The following is a 12,839-nucleotide window of genomic DNA, read 5'->3' on the forward strand; positions in this document are numbered from 1 at the left end:
ACAGAACCGGATCTATGGCAGGCTCAGGCCAAAGGAAATGGCCACCGAGCGGACCGCGAACTTCGATTTCGTCACCAATCGCCGCGATGTCGTGAAAAAACGGCGAAACTTCGGCATCCGGCATGCGCTCGATAGCTATCTCGACGATCGGGGTCGAAACTGTCGATGACGCGATCGAGTAGCTGCGCATTGCACTGTAGCCGTCGGGCGCGGTCAGCCGGATATCGACGTGCTGACCTGCGGTGTGCGCGAACGGCTTGCTCAACCGAAGGAAGAAGCTCTTGATACTCGGTGTTTGCTGGATGATGTCGTCGATCACGCATGATTGCCACGAACGGACTTGCGCTTCGTTTTCAGTCATGGGTGTATCGTTGTTCGCGCCACGGATCGCCGTAGATGTGATAGCCGTGCAGCTCCCAAAAGCCGGCCTCGTCACGCGTCGTGAATTGCAGCGCATTCACCCATTTGGCGGATTTCCAGAAGTAAAGGTGCGGCACTAGAAGACGCGCCGGCCCCCCATGATCGCGGGAAAGTGGCTTGCCCGCATAACTGAGGGCGACCATCGCTTTCCCGGAAAGCAGATCCGTCAGAGGGACGTTTGTCGAATAATTATCGTAGCAGTGCGCCAAGACGAAATCGGTAGGCCGATCAAGCTCTGCATCTGCAAGGATGTCTTCAATGAGTACACCCTCCCAAACGGTATCCAGTTTGGACCAAGAGGTGACGCAGTGAATATCCTTTGTCACCTGGGGGGGATGCGGCGGAAATCTTGGACTACCTGGAGGTAGTTCATGTATTCATACGAAGACCGTATCCGAGCGGTCAAGCTCTACATCAAACTGGGCAAGCGAACCGGGGCAACTATTCGTCAGTTGGGCTACCCGACGAAGAACTCTTTGAAGAGCTGGCACGCAGAGTATGAGCGATGCCTCGACCTGCCGCGTTGCTACGAGAACTCGAAGTCGAAGTACTCACCGGCCCAAAGGGAAAAGGCTGTCGAGCACTATCTCGAATACGGTCGCAACATCGCCGCTACCATCAAGGCGTTGGGCTACCCCGCGCGGGATTCTTTGCGTGCCTGGATTTACGAAATGCACCCCGAGTTGCATACGCGTGTTGTCAGTCGATCAGACGGGTTAGCCCGGCCGCCAGCGGTGAAGCAGGCAGCGGTCATCGCGCTGTGCACGCGAAAAGAAAGTGCGAAAGCCCTGGCTCAAAAGCTGGGCGTGTGCAGGCCGACCTTGTACAACTGGAAAAACCAGCTACTCGGCCCAGAGGTATCCCCATCCATGAAGTGTCGACTTGAACCCTCATCGTCACCGGAACGAGAGGAGTTGCAGCGGCAACTCGAATCTCTCCAGCTCGATGTTCGCCGTTTGCAGCTTGAACATGACCTGTTGATGAGGGCGAATGAACTCATAAAAAAAGAGACGGGCATCAACCGGCAAGTCCTGACCAATCGGGAGAAGACATTGCTGGCTGATGCCCTTAGGCATAGGTACTCCTTGCTAGAGCTGCTTGACGCGTTGGGCTTGGCCCGAAGCTCCTATTTCTATCATCGAGCCCGAATGCAGGTCGCGGAAAAGTACACCGAAGTGCGTCGTGCCATGGCGGACATATTCGAGCGCAATCATCGTTGCTATGGCTACCGTCGGATGCGAGCTTCGTTGAGCAGGCAGCGTGTGCGCCTTTCAGAGAAGGTGGTGCAGCGCTTGATGAAGCAGGAGTGCCTAGTCGTCGCCAAGCCGAAACGGCGTCGATACGGTTCCTACCTCGGGGAGATCAGTCCGGCGCCGGAAAACCTCCTCAACCGCGACTTCACGGCCCTAGCTCCGAATGAGAAATGGCTGACCGACATCTCGGAGTTCCAGATCCCGGCAGGCAAGGTGTACCTGTCCCCCATGATCGACTGCTTCGATGGGAAGGTAATCAGTTGGTCGATCGGCACGCGTCCCGACGCCGAGCTTGTGAACACGATGCTGGATGCAGCTATCGAAACGGTGGCCAGTAACGATAAACGGCCTGTTGTTCACTCCGATCGTGGCGCTCACTACCGCTGGCCCGGCTGGTTATCGCGCATCGCTGATGCGAAGCTGATTCGTTCGATGTCGCGCAAAGGCTGCTCACCAGACAACGCGGCTTGTGAAGGTTTCTTCGGCCGACTGAAAACGGAACTGTTCTATCCTCGCAACTGGCAGTCAACGAGCATCGAGCAGTTCATTCAGGCCTTGGATTCATACATTCGCTGGTACAACGAAAAACGTATAAAGATTTCCCTCGGCGCGCTCAGTCCCATTGAGTATCGTGAAAGCCTGGGCTTAGCGGCATAACCAGTCCAAGTTTTTGTCCGCATCCCCACCCTGCCGATTGAAATTTGACCCAGGGCGGATTGCTGATTTTGTTACCAGCAACTGTGGATAAGTCTACCAGCGCAGCTGCTGTTGCCCCCACTCCTTCGCTAGCCCAGTTCAGTTGTTTAAGACCTGCCACACGCAGCCATGTAGCAGGCCGTCGTCGCCATGAAATCAGAACGGCTCATCGTCCTCCGGTTCCTGGCCGCCCTTACGCTTTCGCTCCCGTGATTTGATCTTGGCCTGGGCCGCCAAGCTACTGTGTTGCAGGCGATAGGACTCGTTACCGGTTTCGACGATGTGGCAGTGGTGGGTCAGCCGATCCAGCAGGGCGGTGGTCATCTTGGCGTCGCCGAACACGCTCGACCATTCGGCGAAGCTCAGGTTGGTGGTGATCACCACGCTGGTGTGTTCGTACAGCTTGGATAGCAGGTGAAACAGCAACGCACCGCCGGCCTGGCTGAAGGGCAGATAACCCAGCTCGTCGAGGATGACCAGATCCATGCGCAGCAGAGCTTGGGCGATCCGCCCGGCTTTGCCGTCGTGCTTTTCGCGCTCCAGCAGATTGACCAGATCGACCGTGGAGTAGAAGCGCACGCGCTTGCCGTGCCGGGTGATGCCGGACACGGCCAGCGCAGTGGCCAGGTGGGTTTTACCGGTGCCAGGCCCACCGATCAGCACCACGTTCTGCGCGGTGTCGGTAAAGGCCAGACTGGCCAGTTCGCTGATCAAACGAGCGTCTGCGCTGGAGGCGCTGAAGTCGAAGCCGGCCAGGTCGCGGTGCATCGGCAGCTTGGCCATGTTCATCTGGTGGCTCACCGAGCGCATGGCGCGATCTGTGTGCTCTTGTTCCAGCAGGTGTTCGAGCAGCCACTTGGACGAGGCTGTGTTCGACTCACCCTGCGCAGTCAACTCCGCCCAGGCCGTGGCCATGCCGTGCAGGCGCAGCTCCTTGAGTTCCGCCATCAAATCACGCATGACCGATCTCCTCGGTCTGGCCACGCAGGCGGTCGTAGCGCGCCGTGTTAGCGACGGGGGCTTCCTTGAGCGACAAGTGGGTTTCGACGCTGGGTGGTGGTTCGGTCGCGGCCAGGCGCGCCACGACATTGAGGATGTGTTCGGCGCTCAGGCTGCCGCTTTCCAGTACCAGCTCAACAGCCACCAGCACCGCATCGAGCCCGGCGACCGGTACGGCAGCCAGAACTTGCGCCATGATCCGGTCACCGCCGGCATGACGCCCCAGACCGTGCTTAAGCTGACGCAGCGGCGCCGGCAGATCAGCAAAGGGCGCGCCGTTGCGCAGCGCACCGGGCTTGCGTTCGATCAGCGGGAGGTAGTGCTGCCAGTCATAGCTGACCTGGTCGCGATCCAGCAAGCGGACATGGCTGGCGATCAGCGCGTCGTCAGCCACCACCTCGATTCGCGTCGGATACAAACGGCTGCTGACCCACTTACCCGCATACTCACACGGCACCGAGTAGCGGTTGCGCCCGACGCTGACCAGGCAGGTGCTGGAGACCCGCGCAGGCCGCTCGACGTAACCGTCGAATGGCGCTGGCACAGGCATCAGTTCAGCGCGCTCCAACTCCAGCACTTCGGCCACACTCAGCCCGCTGTATTGAGGGTGCGTCAGCTCGTTCCAAAGCGCGCGGCAGCGCTGGCCCAGCCAGGCATTGAGTTCCTCGAAGGAGTGAAACTGGCAGTCCTGGGCGTCTAGCCAGATACGCCTGCGGCTGTCTTGCACGTTCTTTTCAACGATGCCCTTTTCCCAACCAGCGGCGACGTTGCAGAAGTCCGGATCGAACAGGTAATGCGCGCACATCACCGCAAAGCGCGCATTCACCGCCCGGCCTTTGCCCTTATTGACCTTGTCGACGGCGGTCTTCATGTTGTCGTAGATGCCCCGGCGCGGCACGCCGCCCAAGGAGCCGAACGAGCGTGTATGGGCGTCAAATAACATCTCATGGCCCTGGCTCGGATACGCCACAAGCCAGAACGCACGGCTGGCACACAGCTTCAGATGTGCCACCTGCATACGCCGGTAAATGCCGCCGACCAGCAAGCCTTCCTCGCTCCAGTCAAACTGAAACGCCTCGCCAAGAGCAAAGGTCAGCGGCACAAAGGCCTGCGACGCCTTGCCCTGTCCCCCTCGCCAGGCACGGATAAACGCGGTGAGCTGGCTGTAGCCACCGTCATAACCTTCGGCTTTGATTTGCGCCAACAGCGCCTTGGCACTGCGCCGCTGTTGCTTGGGCCGCAGCGAATCGGCTTTTAGCGCCTGCTCCAGCGTGGCGTGAAAAGGGCTGAGTTTGTTGAAGATCGCGCGGCGTTGGTAGACCGGCGGCTTGGCCTCAGGTGCTCTGACCCACTTGCGAATCGTGTTGCGCGCCAACCCGGTGCGCTTGGCTATCTCATGCAGCGACAGCTTGTCGCGGAAATACATCCGGCGAATTTTGCCCATCATTTCCATACTGATCACCCTGTGTTCTCCTGCTCAAAAATTGAGCAGAAGCAGTTGAACACCTGGGTCAGTTTTCAGTCGGCAGAACAGCCTCTACTGGGTCAGTTTTCGGTCAGCGGCAACATAAAAGCCTTCTGGCTGATTGGTCACATGGGTGCGCGACAGGGCTCGGAAGATGCCATCAACACGCTCGGCCAAGAATTCAACACGGCGGGAGAGGAGGCTTTGAATCGTTGCACGCAGGTTGTCGAGATTGAACTCTGGCATATCCAGCTCAGGGTTCTCGCCACGTTTGTATTTGTGGTCGCGCCAGGCGTTCAGGGTTTTGTGCCATTGGCTACGGCGGGCCTGCGGCATGTGCTCCATAAGGTCGGTTTGATTGAGCGCACGCTGCCAATAGGCTGCGGTCAACTCGTTCAGCGCGCCCTCAAGCTGGAATATTTCGCCGAAGGCGCTGGTATGGCGAATGCTTGCGCTACGACCGTACTGGTCATTGCCATTACCATCGAAGAAATAACCCAGCACACCAGAAACCTTTTCCTGGGTGATGATCCCATGTACCTCAATGACACGGGCTTTCTCGCGCTCGTAATCGCCGGCTAGCAACGTCAGCGCGTCAAACTGAACGGGGGCAAAAAATTGGTCGATGACATCGCCATGAATGACTGCACTGGAATGACGGTCGTTCTCGAAAAGCTGCATAAGTGAAAACCTCCTTGGTTTCCACCAACTTCTCATTGTCCCGAAGAATCCCAAGCTGTCAGTCGATCACGACTTCTCTCGCTGAATCCCAGTCGCTGGGGGCAGCATCTCCAGTGGCAAAGGCAAATCTCATACCCACGGTCGGCCTGCCTTTCTTCATGAGGTATGCCGCAGCGCCTGCGCACATCGACTCGTGCCCCGAGGGTTCATAGTTCCCCTCATCGTCCCAGTTGCCACCCCGTTTTGAATGCACGGTCTTGTGACACTGGAAAGTCGAGTGATCATCCTCGATCAGGGTAGAAATAATCCCCTCCAAGCGCCCGCGGCTTAGCGGAATGGCTCCCTCCTTCAGGAACGGGCAATTCGCACATGGTTTTTTCAGTCGGTAGTGCTGCTTGATCGGATTCACTGAACCGTTTCCTTAGCGCGAAACATCAATGGCGAAAACCTCGACTGGATCTGCCCCAAAGTGCGGATGAACGATCGTCGTCAAGCGATAGCCCTTCCAGGGCAACACAAGTCTTCGTGCGTCATCTCCGCGCTTCGGATAGCCACGTGTCAGCTCTATCTGGTCGAAGCTCTGCCCCTCCAAACGCCGACGCCAATAGGGTGTGGCAGCCCGAAATTCTTCCGGCTTGACGCCAGCCTTGATCGCGTCGAAATACTCGCCTTTGAGTGGCAGCGTCAGGGTTCGCATGGAGCGGGTTCCTTTCAGTTCGTTACGGTCACGGGGTCAGGCGCTGGGTAGGTCACGTTAGTAACCGGCGCAGCGCTGTCGCGCAGTTTCCGCACCGGGCGGCCGTGCGCGGCGTCGGCATAACCCAGGCGGGCGATACGCTGCGCGCGGTAGACCAGGCCGAGCGGGTTGGGCCAGGGCCTGCCGGCTTCGTAGCGCTTGCGGCCGGCCATATAGGGCACGTCAATATGCAGCGAATCGAGGCCCGCCGACTCAGCGCACAGGCGGGCAATGTAGCGGTCTAGCAGGTCGGCACGCATGGGGCGAGTTCCCTCAGTAGCGGGCTGGATTGCCTTTGTACTGCCAGCGCTCGATCAGCGCCGCAGTCCATTCAGGCCCCAGGCGGGCCAGTGCTTCGGCGATAGTGTCATTGCTCTGGTTCAGCAGCTCGGCGCTGTTCGCGGCCAGTGCGACATAGAGGTATTCGCCACGACTCAGGGCACCAACACAGTCAAGGTCGCCCTTGGCCACGCGCAGCGCCAATGCGTCGAGGTAATCCAGTTGATCGGCCATTTGGTCATTCTCCTTCTGTGGTTGGGTGTCGCTATCGGTTGGGTTTGGGGTGTCTATTCAGAGCGTTCGCGTTCAATCCAAAGCTGATCCTGACTGAACACGATGTAACTGTCCCGAGCCTCGGGCACTACCTTTCTAAACTGCGCATCTGTCATGTCGTCGAGCCGACTGAGGTCGCCACTAGCGCTTAGCCGCTCAATCACCTCAGTGGTGAGCCCTTCGTAGCGATTGAGATAGACGATTGCATCCATCCCCGCACGTTTGGCGCTCGCGATAATGGATTTCCAGTTACCGCCGCGATCTTTGCTTCGGCGAATATTCTTCGCCTTCAGATAGGCTCGGATGACACGGGAACCCTTGCCTGCACGCATAGAGGCCTGTGCTGAGGTACCAAAATGAAGCCCACCGTCGACCGTTTTGCACGGATCAAGGGTGTCGAACTCCTCATTGGTTCGATGTTCCAGCAGCAAAGGAGAACCCGAGGAGTCAACCACCACGGAAGGGCTGAGCCATTTTTTGAAGTCATCCTCAGCCGAATCTAGCCCGCTGCGCATAGGTTTTCCTGTTGGAGAGCTACTAAGATGTATGGATTATCCCACTTGCCAGGCACAACCCAAGCACCTGGCCTGAAGCAGGATTGAACGCACTGGCTGCCCGGACAAGCGAAGAGTGAAAATGGGAAAAGATAAAATTCACTGGAGAATCAGCGCGGAGGATGTCCTGGCCGTTCTGGAGTATTACAACGCCGCTAGCCTGAAAGCCCAACAAACGGCGCTTTCTGGCACGGCGACCCAGCTTGAGAAATTGTTGGGAGGCCCACTGCATAAACTCCTCGAGCCGGAAGAGGCTGACGCGATCCGAAAGGCCGGAGAGATCGTCCGCTCGCTCAATATTCGAGTTGAGCACGCCAAAGAGATCAAACGCCGGGAGGAGAAGCAGAGGGAGGCCCGGATTAAGGCTCGCAAGGCCCTGATTGACGCCGAGGTTAGAGCTGCATTCCCGAGGCCACAGGCAACGGCGGAGGACGCAATACGGATTACAACGCTGGCGATGGCGCTTCACCACGAGAAATTCATCCTGGATTTCTATGATGTCCCAACAATGATAAGTCAGTACCAGGAGCGACTACAGCGAGCGCTCAAGGAAAAGGCACTGGGTGGCTACGTCGATTACGCTCATACAGACATCGTGCGCGGATTATCTGAAACCCTCGACTATCGGCAGAGTGGGAGTCCAAAGGCGGACATTGCGGCCGCACTTAGCTTGTGTGAAAGCTGGAAGCCAAAACACCGGACGGCGCAGGAGTTCCTGGAGTTTGTCCATCGTCAAATAGCGATTGAGCACTCGGCCAACGTAGAGAGATTGCCCGTCAAGAAGAAGCCGGCCGGCAGGTAGCCACAGCAAACCTTCTCACAGCAATTCAGGCTGAGCCTGAAGGCGGGTCATGATTCGGTTGTTCAAGGCCTGCCGGTCTTCGGCCATCCTGGCCTCTCTGGCGGCACCTACGCCGTTGAACTGGTTAACGACATAGATCAGGTACAGCGGGTCGCTCGGGCCTACCCAGGCGTTCCAGGCTGCACGGCATTTGGCTCGGGTCTCTGCATTCAAGGCGAAATACGCAGCTCGTGCTTTACGCCACACGGCGGCATGGTTCTGACGCATACGGTCGGTGACCTTGCCCTCGTAAAGGTCACGCAGACGCTTTTCTTCTTCCCAGCTGTGCTGGATCTCGCGAATCTGATCGCCGAAAAGTGGCAGTGATTCAGCTTCCCGCGCCTGTTTGCGCTCAAAGGCCTTCTTCATTCGCTCTGTGACAGTGCGTTTTTCCTGACGAAGCAGGTACTTCTTGAATCTCATGACCGACACTCCAGCGCCCGGCGGGTAAGAGCGGCCAGCAGCAATCCCAGAGCACACCAGGTGGCCAACATGAGTAAGCCGAGGAGGGCGATGCCAGCGGTGCCAAAAAGCCCGCCCAAAAGCAGCAGGAAGGCCTGAGGCGCGGCTGCGAACACCCCAGACCAGATCAGCGTGGCATTGGCCACCCCGGCTAGGAACATGAGCCATGCAAGGTATTCCGGCAAATAGCTCGACTTGAAAGTAGGGGACTGCATGAGGCAACTCCTTGTTGTCATTGGGGGATGCCCTCAGGCTATTTCCATTCCGCAATATCCCAAGCCAACAAAAAGCCCGGCGAACCGGGCTGAGATTGCGATATGTGCTTGTCCTCAAAATGCAAGTTCTTGCTGTCGGTCTGCGTAGCCGCACCAACGGGCGAAACAGTCGGGATTTCCCACCTCCATCTCTATGTTTCCGGCATAGCCGTGGGCGCGCGCGTCACGGATCAGCTCTGCGATAACTTCGGGGCTGTCTCCCATCTCGAAGCAGGTATCAAAAGTACGCTCGCCCAGTCCTTCAAACCCACGATCCCACAACTGGTAGCTGGTGATCTCATGCACGAGATTGTGGCGGTAGGCCAGCTGAACAAAGCGCACACGTGCTTTGAAGCCCGAAGCGGTTGAAAGGCCTACCTTCTCGCGTAGACCAAACAGTTCGTTGATGGTGGCGGTGGCGTAAGACATAAGGCGATCCGAGTTGTCGAGGAGATGCCAACAGGCTACGGCAGGAGCCGGGAATCCCAACCAGACTCAACGAGTCACGGAAGGGCCGACGCCAAACGGCGGCATGATCAGGATTCCGTAGACAGAAGGGGGCAGGGGATCAATTAGCACCTTGATGCCGGTGTATTGGGATGAAGGCCTCCCATCCAGAGGAAAAACGCTGTGGGGAATTTCAGGATCGGTGCCGAGCCACATCCGGGCGCGGTAGTCGATCCGGAAAAGCCCAACCTCGATCCAGCAGTGGGGAGAAACGGACCGACCAGTAACGTGCAGTTGGCCAAGCATGTCTTGGTAGGGTTTTGCGGTCACTTGAAGGGTTGCGTCACCAATACGCCTTTGCGTGCTCGGGTGCATCAAGAAACGCCTGAAAATCTGCCAGTTCCTTCGCTGCCATAGCCTCAGCATTGGGCGGCTCGATGACACTCCAGACCGAACGTCCTTCTTGTTGCTGAAGGTAATACCGATGGCGAGTGCAGCCCTGCTGAATCACTGTGCCTGGGAGTGCCATATCATTGAGATTTTCCACACCTTCGCAGATATCGACGCAAAAGGTATTTCGGCGAAAACTCATCGTCCCGCCCTGCCAAGGGCCGTCGATCAGTGGATGGTGGGTATCAGATGCTTTGGCGGCCATATTCCTTTCCTTCACTTTCGCGGGCGCGAAAATCGCGCCTCGCTCAGCTGCCTCGGCCCAGTTCGATTAGGGCTGGGCTTGGGGGGTACCTGGTGCGGTTTTCCTTACCAGCCGGCGTAGTTCGTGACCAGGTGACCCCAGTCGGACAGAGCCGAATGCTCGCGAAGAATTTTCAGTGCCTCGGCCGCGTGGATCTTTGTGGGGCAGCCGCCAGTCAGGAACATCTTGTCCTTCCCTTGGCGGTACAGGTGCATGATTGTCAGCGTCATCACTTGCTGGAGAGGAGTCATGGAGCGATAGGACTTGCGCATGGCCTTGAGTGCATCCGGGATCGCACTCCAGTCACCGGCCCAGTCATAGCCACGGGGACGCATGCTGTAGTGATCCCCATTGCTTGGGTATTTTTGATCGTGCCGCTCAAAACACCCTTGGAGCTGATACTTGTCGACGATGCCCCAAACAGCATGACCGAAGATGCGTGCTCGAGCATCGGAACCATCGAAGGATGGCAGTTGCGCACCGCATACGATGGCTAGTGCCGCATACTCTGCGTAATCCATGCTCGGGATCTTGTCGACCAGATCAACTAGGGCGTAGCTTGGAAACCGACCAGCAGCAAACATAGGGTTCCAGCTGCGTATGCGGCCAGAGCTGCCGGCTGCTGGGAATGGTGAATGTAGGCTTCACTGGCCGTTTGCACGTCAGTCAATGACCACACGCCTTCAGCGACTTGGTGCACGCCAAAATCGGTCAACAGTTCCTTCGCATTTGCGACATAGTGTGCTGCTGTAACCATGACTCATCCTCTGGATTAGGCTCTTCTACTGGCTCAGCCCCGGCGAAGTCGGGGCTTGGGGGGCTGGGCGTTTTCCGTCAAGCGGCCGCTTGATCGGCCTGAGACATGATCGCCTTGGCAGCATGGTTAATCATGTAAAGCTGCGCGTAGAGGCTGTCGCACGTCTCGGTGACACAGTGCTCGTACCACTCTTCGCCTAAGCACAGCACTTCGGCATTGTCGCGCATGAACTGGTGTGCCTCTTCGGTGAAACCGATGTTCTCAGCGAGGTCAAAGAGGTCGTCCCAGTGCATCCAGCGATCATCGCCATTCTCCAGATCGCGGCGATTGGTCACGGTCAGGGCGCGGAACTCCCCCCAATGCTCACCCCGAACCAGGTCCGCATCCTGCGCCCAGGCTGGCAGGGCGTCCCAAATTTCCTCGGAGCAGTTGTCGTGCAGTTCCCGGCAGATGCTCGACACCAGCACCTGGCGGAACAGGGTTGTGCTGAATACCTGCTTTTTGTGGGACTCGTTGAGCTTGGTGTGCAGGTAGTAGGTGACGTCATCGCCCGCAAGGAACGATATGCCATAGCCCAGGCCGACACTGAACGTCAGGTCGCCGATATCGCCGACAACAGCGATTCCGAACCGGGTCATCATGATGTCGAAGGCATAGGCGGTGGTGCTCTCGGCCTTGCAACGCCAGACCTCAACGTCGGGCTGCTTCACCAGGCAGGTGTACTGGTGATTTTTGAGCTTTTCGGCGGCACGGGCCTTGCGCTCGGCCTCTGTCTGCCGGCGTTCTTCGATGTAAGCCGCTCGCGTTGTTTCAACATTCATGATCCGTTCCTTGACTGCATGTGGGTGACAAAAGATTCAGCTATGAGCGTACTGCGGCTAGCCGAAAACCCAATGGCTGGTTGAGCGACAGTGCGTTGCTCAAAGAAAAGCCCGCCGAGGGTAAGCCTGGCGGGCTCCGGTAATAAAACGGGCCCCAGTTCAGCGACACCACAGACGAGACAGGAGGGGGGGAGGAGTGCCTTGGGAGCGTAGCTTCTACCATGAAGCTGCCCAGGGCCTAATTTACCATGACTCGCTGCGGTCTTCTGCTCTCTCAGGAGAACAGCGATTTGATTGCCGAGAGAAGGCTTCCGCTTTGGCGCTTCTGGTTTCACTGGAGTGCTTGCCGCGCGGTAGGCTGCCATCAGGTGAACATCGTTGGCCAACATCCGGTAGACGCACTGGTTTGCGTCTGGAGTCGGCTTATGCAGCTGGTACCCATGATGTTTGCTGATATACAAAGCAACCGCGGCACTGCGGGATCGGCCGGCCTGGCAATTGACAGCGATATTTTCCCCTCGATCTGCAATTTCCCGGATGCGCTCCCGCAGCACGTCAGCCTTGCTGCTGAGCAGGTAATCGACGTAATTCCGCTCAAAATCTGGCCCGTATATCTCAATGACTTCTTCGTCAAAGCCAGCATCAATGAAGTGGTGGTAGCTCACGCTCTTCCAGCGTGCTTCGTGGATGCCAGCCTGATCTTCAAGGCCATCAGATATCGATATCAGATGGCAGTCAGGGCCTGGCGAGTATGCTTCAGCCTCGCTGCGCGATAAGAAGGTGCAACTGGGTATGGTTCGGTGCATTTTTCTCTCCGTTGCCTCCGGCATGTCTACTGGGTTACCGAGGCCCTGAATTTCGATACATCGCTGCGCTGGGCTTCCACTACGTTCTGTAGTTTGCCGACATGAAACGCGGCAATGACCGGGCTCTGAAGAAAAGCAACACCGGGAATGGTGTTTGGCAGCAGCGCCGTAACCTTGGTATGCAAATGTGCCGGATCGGCTCATACCATGGCGCGTAACCACCCTCTCTCTTTTGGCTCGGATTGCGGTAGATGGACTGGCCGTCGCCCTCTGGCAGCTTGAGCATTTTCCGACACTCCAGTGACTCGTAGCTGAAACAGCCGATTTTCATATCACCGTCCAAGATGCCTTGACGCAGAGCACTTACCTCGGACGTTGCGAAGATGAAGGACATGCCTGGC

Annotated in this window: 20 protein-coding genes; 3 read left to right on the top strand and 17 right to left on the bottom strand. The window is 57.6% G+C overall.

Annotated features, from left to right (window positions below; translation table 11 throughout):
- Together ACTORR_RS00005 and ACTORR_RS00010 are read right to left on the bottom strand one after the other, a co-directional pair.
- Positions 1-361, bottom strand: a 361-nt coding sequence (locus ACTORR_RS00005; RefSeq protein WP_441343394.1) for an FAD-binding oxidoreductase, incomplete at its 3' end; no start/stop codon positions are given.
- A complete protein-coding gene (locus ACTORR_RS00010; RefSeq protein ID WP_441343395.1) occupies positions 354-746 on the bottom strand; it encodes a molybdopterin-dependent oxidoreductase in 393 nt (130 codons plus the stop codon). The genes ACTORR_RS00010 and ACTORR_RS00005, both read right to left, overlap by 8 nt.
- A 45-nt stretch (positions 747-791) precedes the next feature.
- Here ACTORR_RS00010 and ACTORR_RS00015 point away from each other — a divergent pair, with 45 nt between their 5' ends.
- Entirely contained in the window at positions 792-2,330 is a 1,539-nt protein-coding gene (locus tag ACTORR_RS00015; RefSeq protein WP_039615185.1) for an IS3 family transposase, read from the top strand.
- 195 nt (positions 2,331-2,525) lie between these two features.
- Here ACTORR_RS00015 and istB read toward each other — a convergent pair whose 3' ends face one another.
- From istB to ACTORR_RS00055, 8 genes are all read right to left on the bottom strand, one after another.
- Positions 2,526-3,329, bottom strand: coding sequence for an IS21-like element ISPst3 family helper ATPase IstB (gene istB / locus ACTORR_RS00020; RefSeq protein ID WP_010454871.1), 804 nt, complete (start codon positions 3,327-3,329; stop codon positions 2,526-2,528).
- A complete protein-coding gene (istA, locus tag ACTORR_RS00025; RefSeq protein ID WP_024012635.1) occupies positions 3,322-4,821 on the bottom strand; it encodes an IS21-like element ISPst3 family transposase in 1,500 nt (499 codons plus the stop codon). The genes istB and istA overlap by 8 nt, the downstream gene beginning before the upstream one ends.
- Positions 4,822-4,905: 84 nt before the next feature.
- On the bottom strand, positions 4,906-5,514 hold the full coding sequence (locus tag ACTORR_RS00030) for a DUF4942 domain-containing protein (RefSeq protein ID WP_441343396.1): 609 nt from the start codon (positions 5,512-5,514) through the stop codon (positions 4,906-4,908).
- 58 nt (positions 5,515-5,572) lie between these two features.
- The gene (locus ACTORR_RS00035; RefSeq protein ID WP_169838419.1) at positions 5,573-5,923 is read right to left on the bottom strand and encodes a hypothetical protein; all 351 of its coding nucleotides are present in this window, start codon (positions 5,921-5,923) and stop codon (positions 5,573-5,575) included.
- 12 nt (positions 5,924-5,935) lie between these two features.
- Positions 5,936-6,211, bottom strand: coding sequence for a hypothetical protein (locus tag ACTORR_RS00040; protein WP_033045049.1), 276 nt, complete (start codon positions 6,209-6,211; stop codon positions 5,936-5,938).
- A gap of 14 nt (positions 6,212-6,225) precedes the next feature.
- Positions 6,226-6,510 carry a hypothetical protein gene (locus ACTORR_RS00045; RefSeq protein WP_102685589.1) on the bottom strand — a complete coding sequence of 95 codons (285 nt, stop codon included), beginning with the start codon at positions 6,508-6,510 and terminating at the stop codon, positions 6,226-6,228.
- A 13-nt stretch (positions 6,511-6,523) separates the two neighbouring features.
- Positions 6,524-6,763 carry a hypothetical protein gene (locus ACTORR_RS00050; protein ID WP_033045051.1) on the bottom strand — a complete coding sequence of 80 codons (240 nt, stop codon included), beginning with the start codon at positions 6,761-6,763 and terminating at the stop codon, positions 6,524-6,526.
- Between the two features lie 53 nt (positions 6,764-6,816).
- Complete coding sequence (locus tag ACTORR_RS00055) at positions 6,817-7,317, bottom strand: hypothetical protein (protein ID WP_169838420.1); 501 nt, start codon at positions 7,315-7,317, stop codon at positions 6,817-6,819.
- A gap of 121 nt (positions 7,318-7,438) precedes the next feature.
- On the opposite strand from ACTORR_RS00055, the gene ACTORR_RS00060 reads away from it, so the two are divergent.
- Positions 7,439-8,158 carry a hypothetical protein gene (locus ACTORR_RS00060; protein ID WP_441343398.1) on the top strand — a complete coding sequence of 240 codons (720 nt, stop codon included), beginning with the start codon at positions 7,439-7,441 and terminating at the stop codon, positions 8,156-8,158.
- A gap of 15 nt (positions 8,159-8,173) precedes the next feature.
- On the opposite strand, the gene ACTORR_RS00065 is transcribed toward ACTORR_RS00060, so the two are convergent.
- The 7 genes from ACTORR_RS00065 to ACTORR_RS00095 form a co-directional block, all read right to left on the bottom strand.
- Complete coding sequence (locus ACTORR_RS00065) at positions 8,174-8,620, bottom strand: hypothetical protein (protein WP_441343399.1); 447 nt, start codon at positions 8,618-8,620, stop codon at positions 8,174-8,176.
- The gene (locus ACTORR_RS00070) at positions 8,617-8,874 is read right to left on the bottom strand and encodes a hypothetical protein (RefSeq protein ID WP_441343400.1); all 258 of its coding nucleotides are present in this window, start codon (positions 8,872-8,874) and stop codon (positions 8,617-8,619) included. Before ACTORR_RS00070 ends, ACTORR_RS00065 begins: the two co-directional genes overlap by 4 nt.
- Positions 8,875-8,988: 114 nt before the next feature.
- Complete coding sequence (locus ACTORR_RS00075) at positions 8,989-9,342, bottom strand: hypothetical protein (protein ID WP_441343401.1); 354 nt, start codon at positions 9,340-9,342, stop codon at positions 8,989-8,991.
- Between the two features lie 66 nt (positions 9,343-9,408).
- On the bottom strand, positions 9,409-9,735 hold the full coding sequence (locus tag ACTORR_RS00080; RefSeq protein ID WP_441343402.1) for a hypothetical protein: 327 nt from the start codon (positions 9,733-9,735) through the stop codon (positions 9,409-9,411).
- A complete protein-coding gene (locus ACTORR_RS00085) occupies positions 9,704-10,015 on the bottom strand; it encodes a hypothetical protein (protein WP_169715572.1) in 312 nt (103 codons plus the stop codon). Before ACTORR_RS00085 ends, ACTORR_RS00080 begins: the two co-directional genes overlap by 32 nt.
- Before the next feature lie 104 nt (positions 10,016-10,119).
- Positions 10,120-10,575, bottom strand: a complete 456-nt coding sequence (locus ACTORR_RS00090; RefSeq protein ID WP_441343403.1) for a hypothetical protein — start codon at positions 10,573-10,575, stop codon at positions 10,120-10,122.
- A 313-nt stretch (positions 10,576-10,888) separates the two neighbouring features.
- Positions 10,889-11,632: a hypothetical protein gene (locus tag ACTORR_RS00095; protein ID WP_441343404.1), complete on the bottom strand. Its 744-nt coding sequence runs from the start codon at positions 11,630-11,632 to the stop codon at positions 10,889-10,891.
- A gap of 425 nt (positions 11,633-12,057) precedes the next feature.
- Here ACTORR_RS00095 and ACTORR_RS00100 point away from each other — a divergent pair, with 425 nt between their 5' ends.
- Positions 12,058-12,408 (top strand): hypothetical protein, encoded by a 351-nt coding sequence (locus ACTORR_RS00100; protein WP_441343405.1) that lies wholly within the window; start codon positions 12,058-12,060, stop codon positions 12,406-12,408.
- Positions 12,409-12,839 lie beyond the last annotated feature (431 nt).

It is taken from the genome of Pseudomonas sp. SAR267, from assembly GCF_052077595.1.
In the GTDB taxonomy this organism is placed as follows: Bacteria; Pseudomonadota; Gammaproteobacteria; order Pseudomonadales; family Pseudomonadaceae; genus Aquipseudomonas; species Aquipseudomonas vlassakiae.

Bases quoted from the DNA above. Each gene is read 5' to 3' on its own strand.
- ACTORR_RS00055 (WP_169838420.1), bottom strand. From the start codon at position 7,317: ATGCGCAGCGGGCTAGATTCGGCTGAGGATGACTTCAAAAAATGGCTC.
- ACTORR_RS00015 (WP_039615185.1), top strand. From the start codon at position 792: ATGTATTCATACGAAGACCGTATCCGAGCGGTCAAGCTCTACATCAAA.
- ACTORR_RS00040 (WP_033045049.1), bottom strand. From the start codon at position 6,211: ATGCGAACCCTGACGCTGCCACTCAAAGGCGAGTATTTCGACGCGATC.
- istB (WP_010454871.1), bottom strand. From the start codon at position 3,329: ATGCGTGATTTGATGGCGGAACTCAAGGAGCTGCGCCTGCACGGCATG.
- ACTORR_RS00095 (WP_441343404.1), bottom strand. From the start codon at position 11,632: ATGAATGTTGAAACAACGCGAGCGGCTTACATCGAAGAACGCCGGCAG.
- ACTORR_RS00085 (WP_169715572.1), bottom strand. From the start codon at position 10,015: ATGGCCGCCAAAGCATCTGATACCCACCATCCACTGATCGACGGCCCT.
- ACTORR_RS00045 (WP_102685589.1), bottom strand. From the start codon at position 6,510: ATGCGTGCCGACCTGCTAGACCGCTACATTGCCCGCCTGTGCGCTGAG.
- ACTORR_RS00075 (WP_441343401.1), bottom strand. From the start codon at position 9,342: ATGTCTTACGCCACCGCCACCATCAACGAACTGTTTGGTCTACGCGAG.
- ACTORR_RS00065 (WP_441343399.1), bottom strand. From the start codon at position 8,620: ATGAGATTCAAGAAGTACCTGCTTCGTCAGGAAAAACGCACTGTCACA.
- ACTORR_RS00090 (WP_441343403.1), bottom strand. From the start codon at position 10,575: ATGGATTACGCAGAGTATGCGGCACTAGCCATCGTATGCGGTGCGCAA.
- istA (WP_024012635.1), bottom strand. From the start codon at position 4,821: ATGGAAATGATGGGCAAAATTCGCCGGATGTATTTCCGCGACAAGCTG.
- ACTORR_RS00080 (WP_441343402.1), bottom strand. From the start codon at position 9,735: ATGCACCCGAGCACGCAAAGGCGTATTGGTGACGCAACCCTTCAAGTG.
- ACTORR_RS00100 (WP_441343405.1), top strand. From the start codon at position 12,058: ATGCAGCTGGTACCCATGATGTTTGCTGATATACAAAGCAACCGCGGC.
- ACTORR_RS00030 (WP_441343396.1), bottom strand. From the start codon at position 5,514: ATGCAGCTTTTCGAGAACGACCGTCATTCCAGTGCAGTCATTCATGGC.
- ACTORR_RS00060 (WP_441343398.1), top strand. From the start codon at position 7,439: ATGGGAAAAGATAAAATTCACTGGAGAATCAGCGCGGAGGATGTCCTG.
- ACTORR_RS00070 (WP_441343400.1), bottom strand. From the start codon at position 8,874: ATGCAGTCCCCTACTTTCAAGTCGAGCTATTTGCCGGAATACCTTGCA.
- ACTORR_RS00050 (WP_033045051.1), bottom strand. From the start codon at position 6,763: ATGGCCGATCAACTGGATTACCTCGACGCATTGGCGCTGCGCGTGGCC.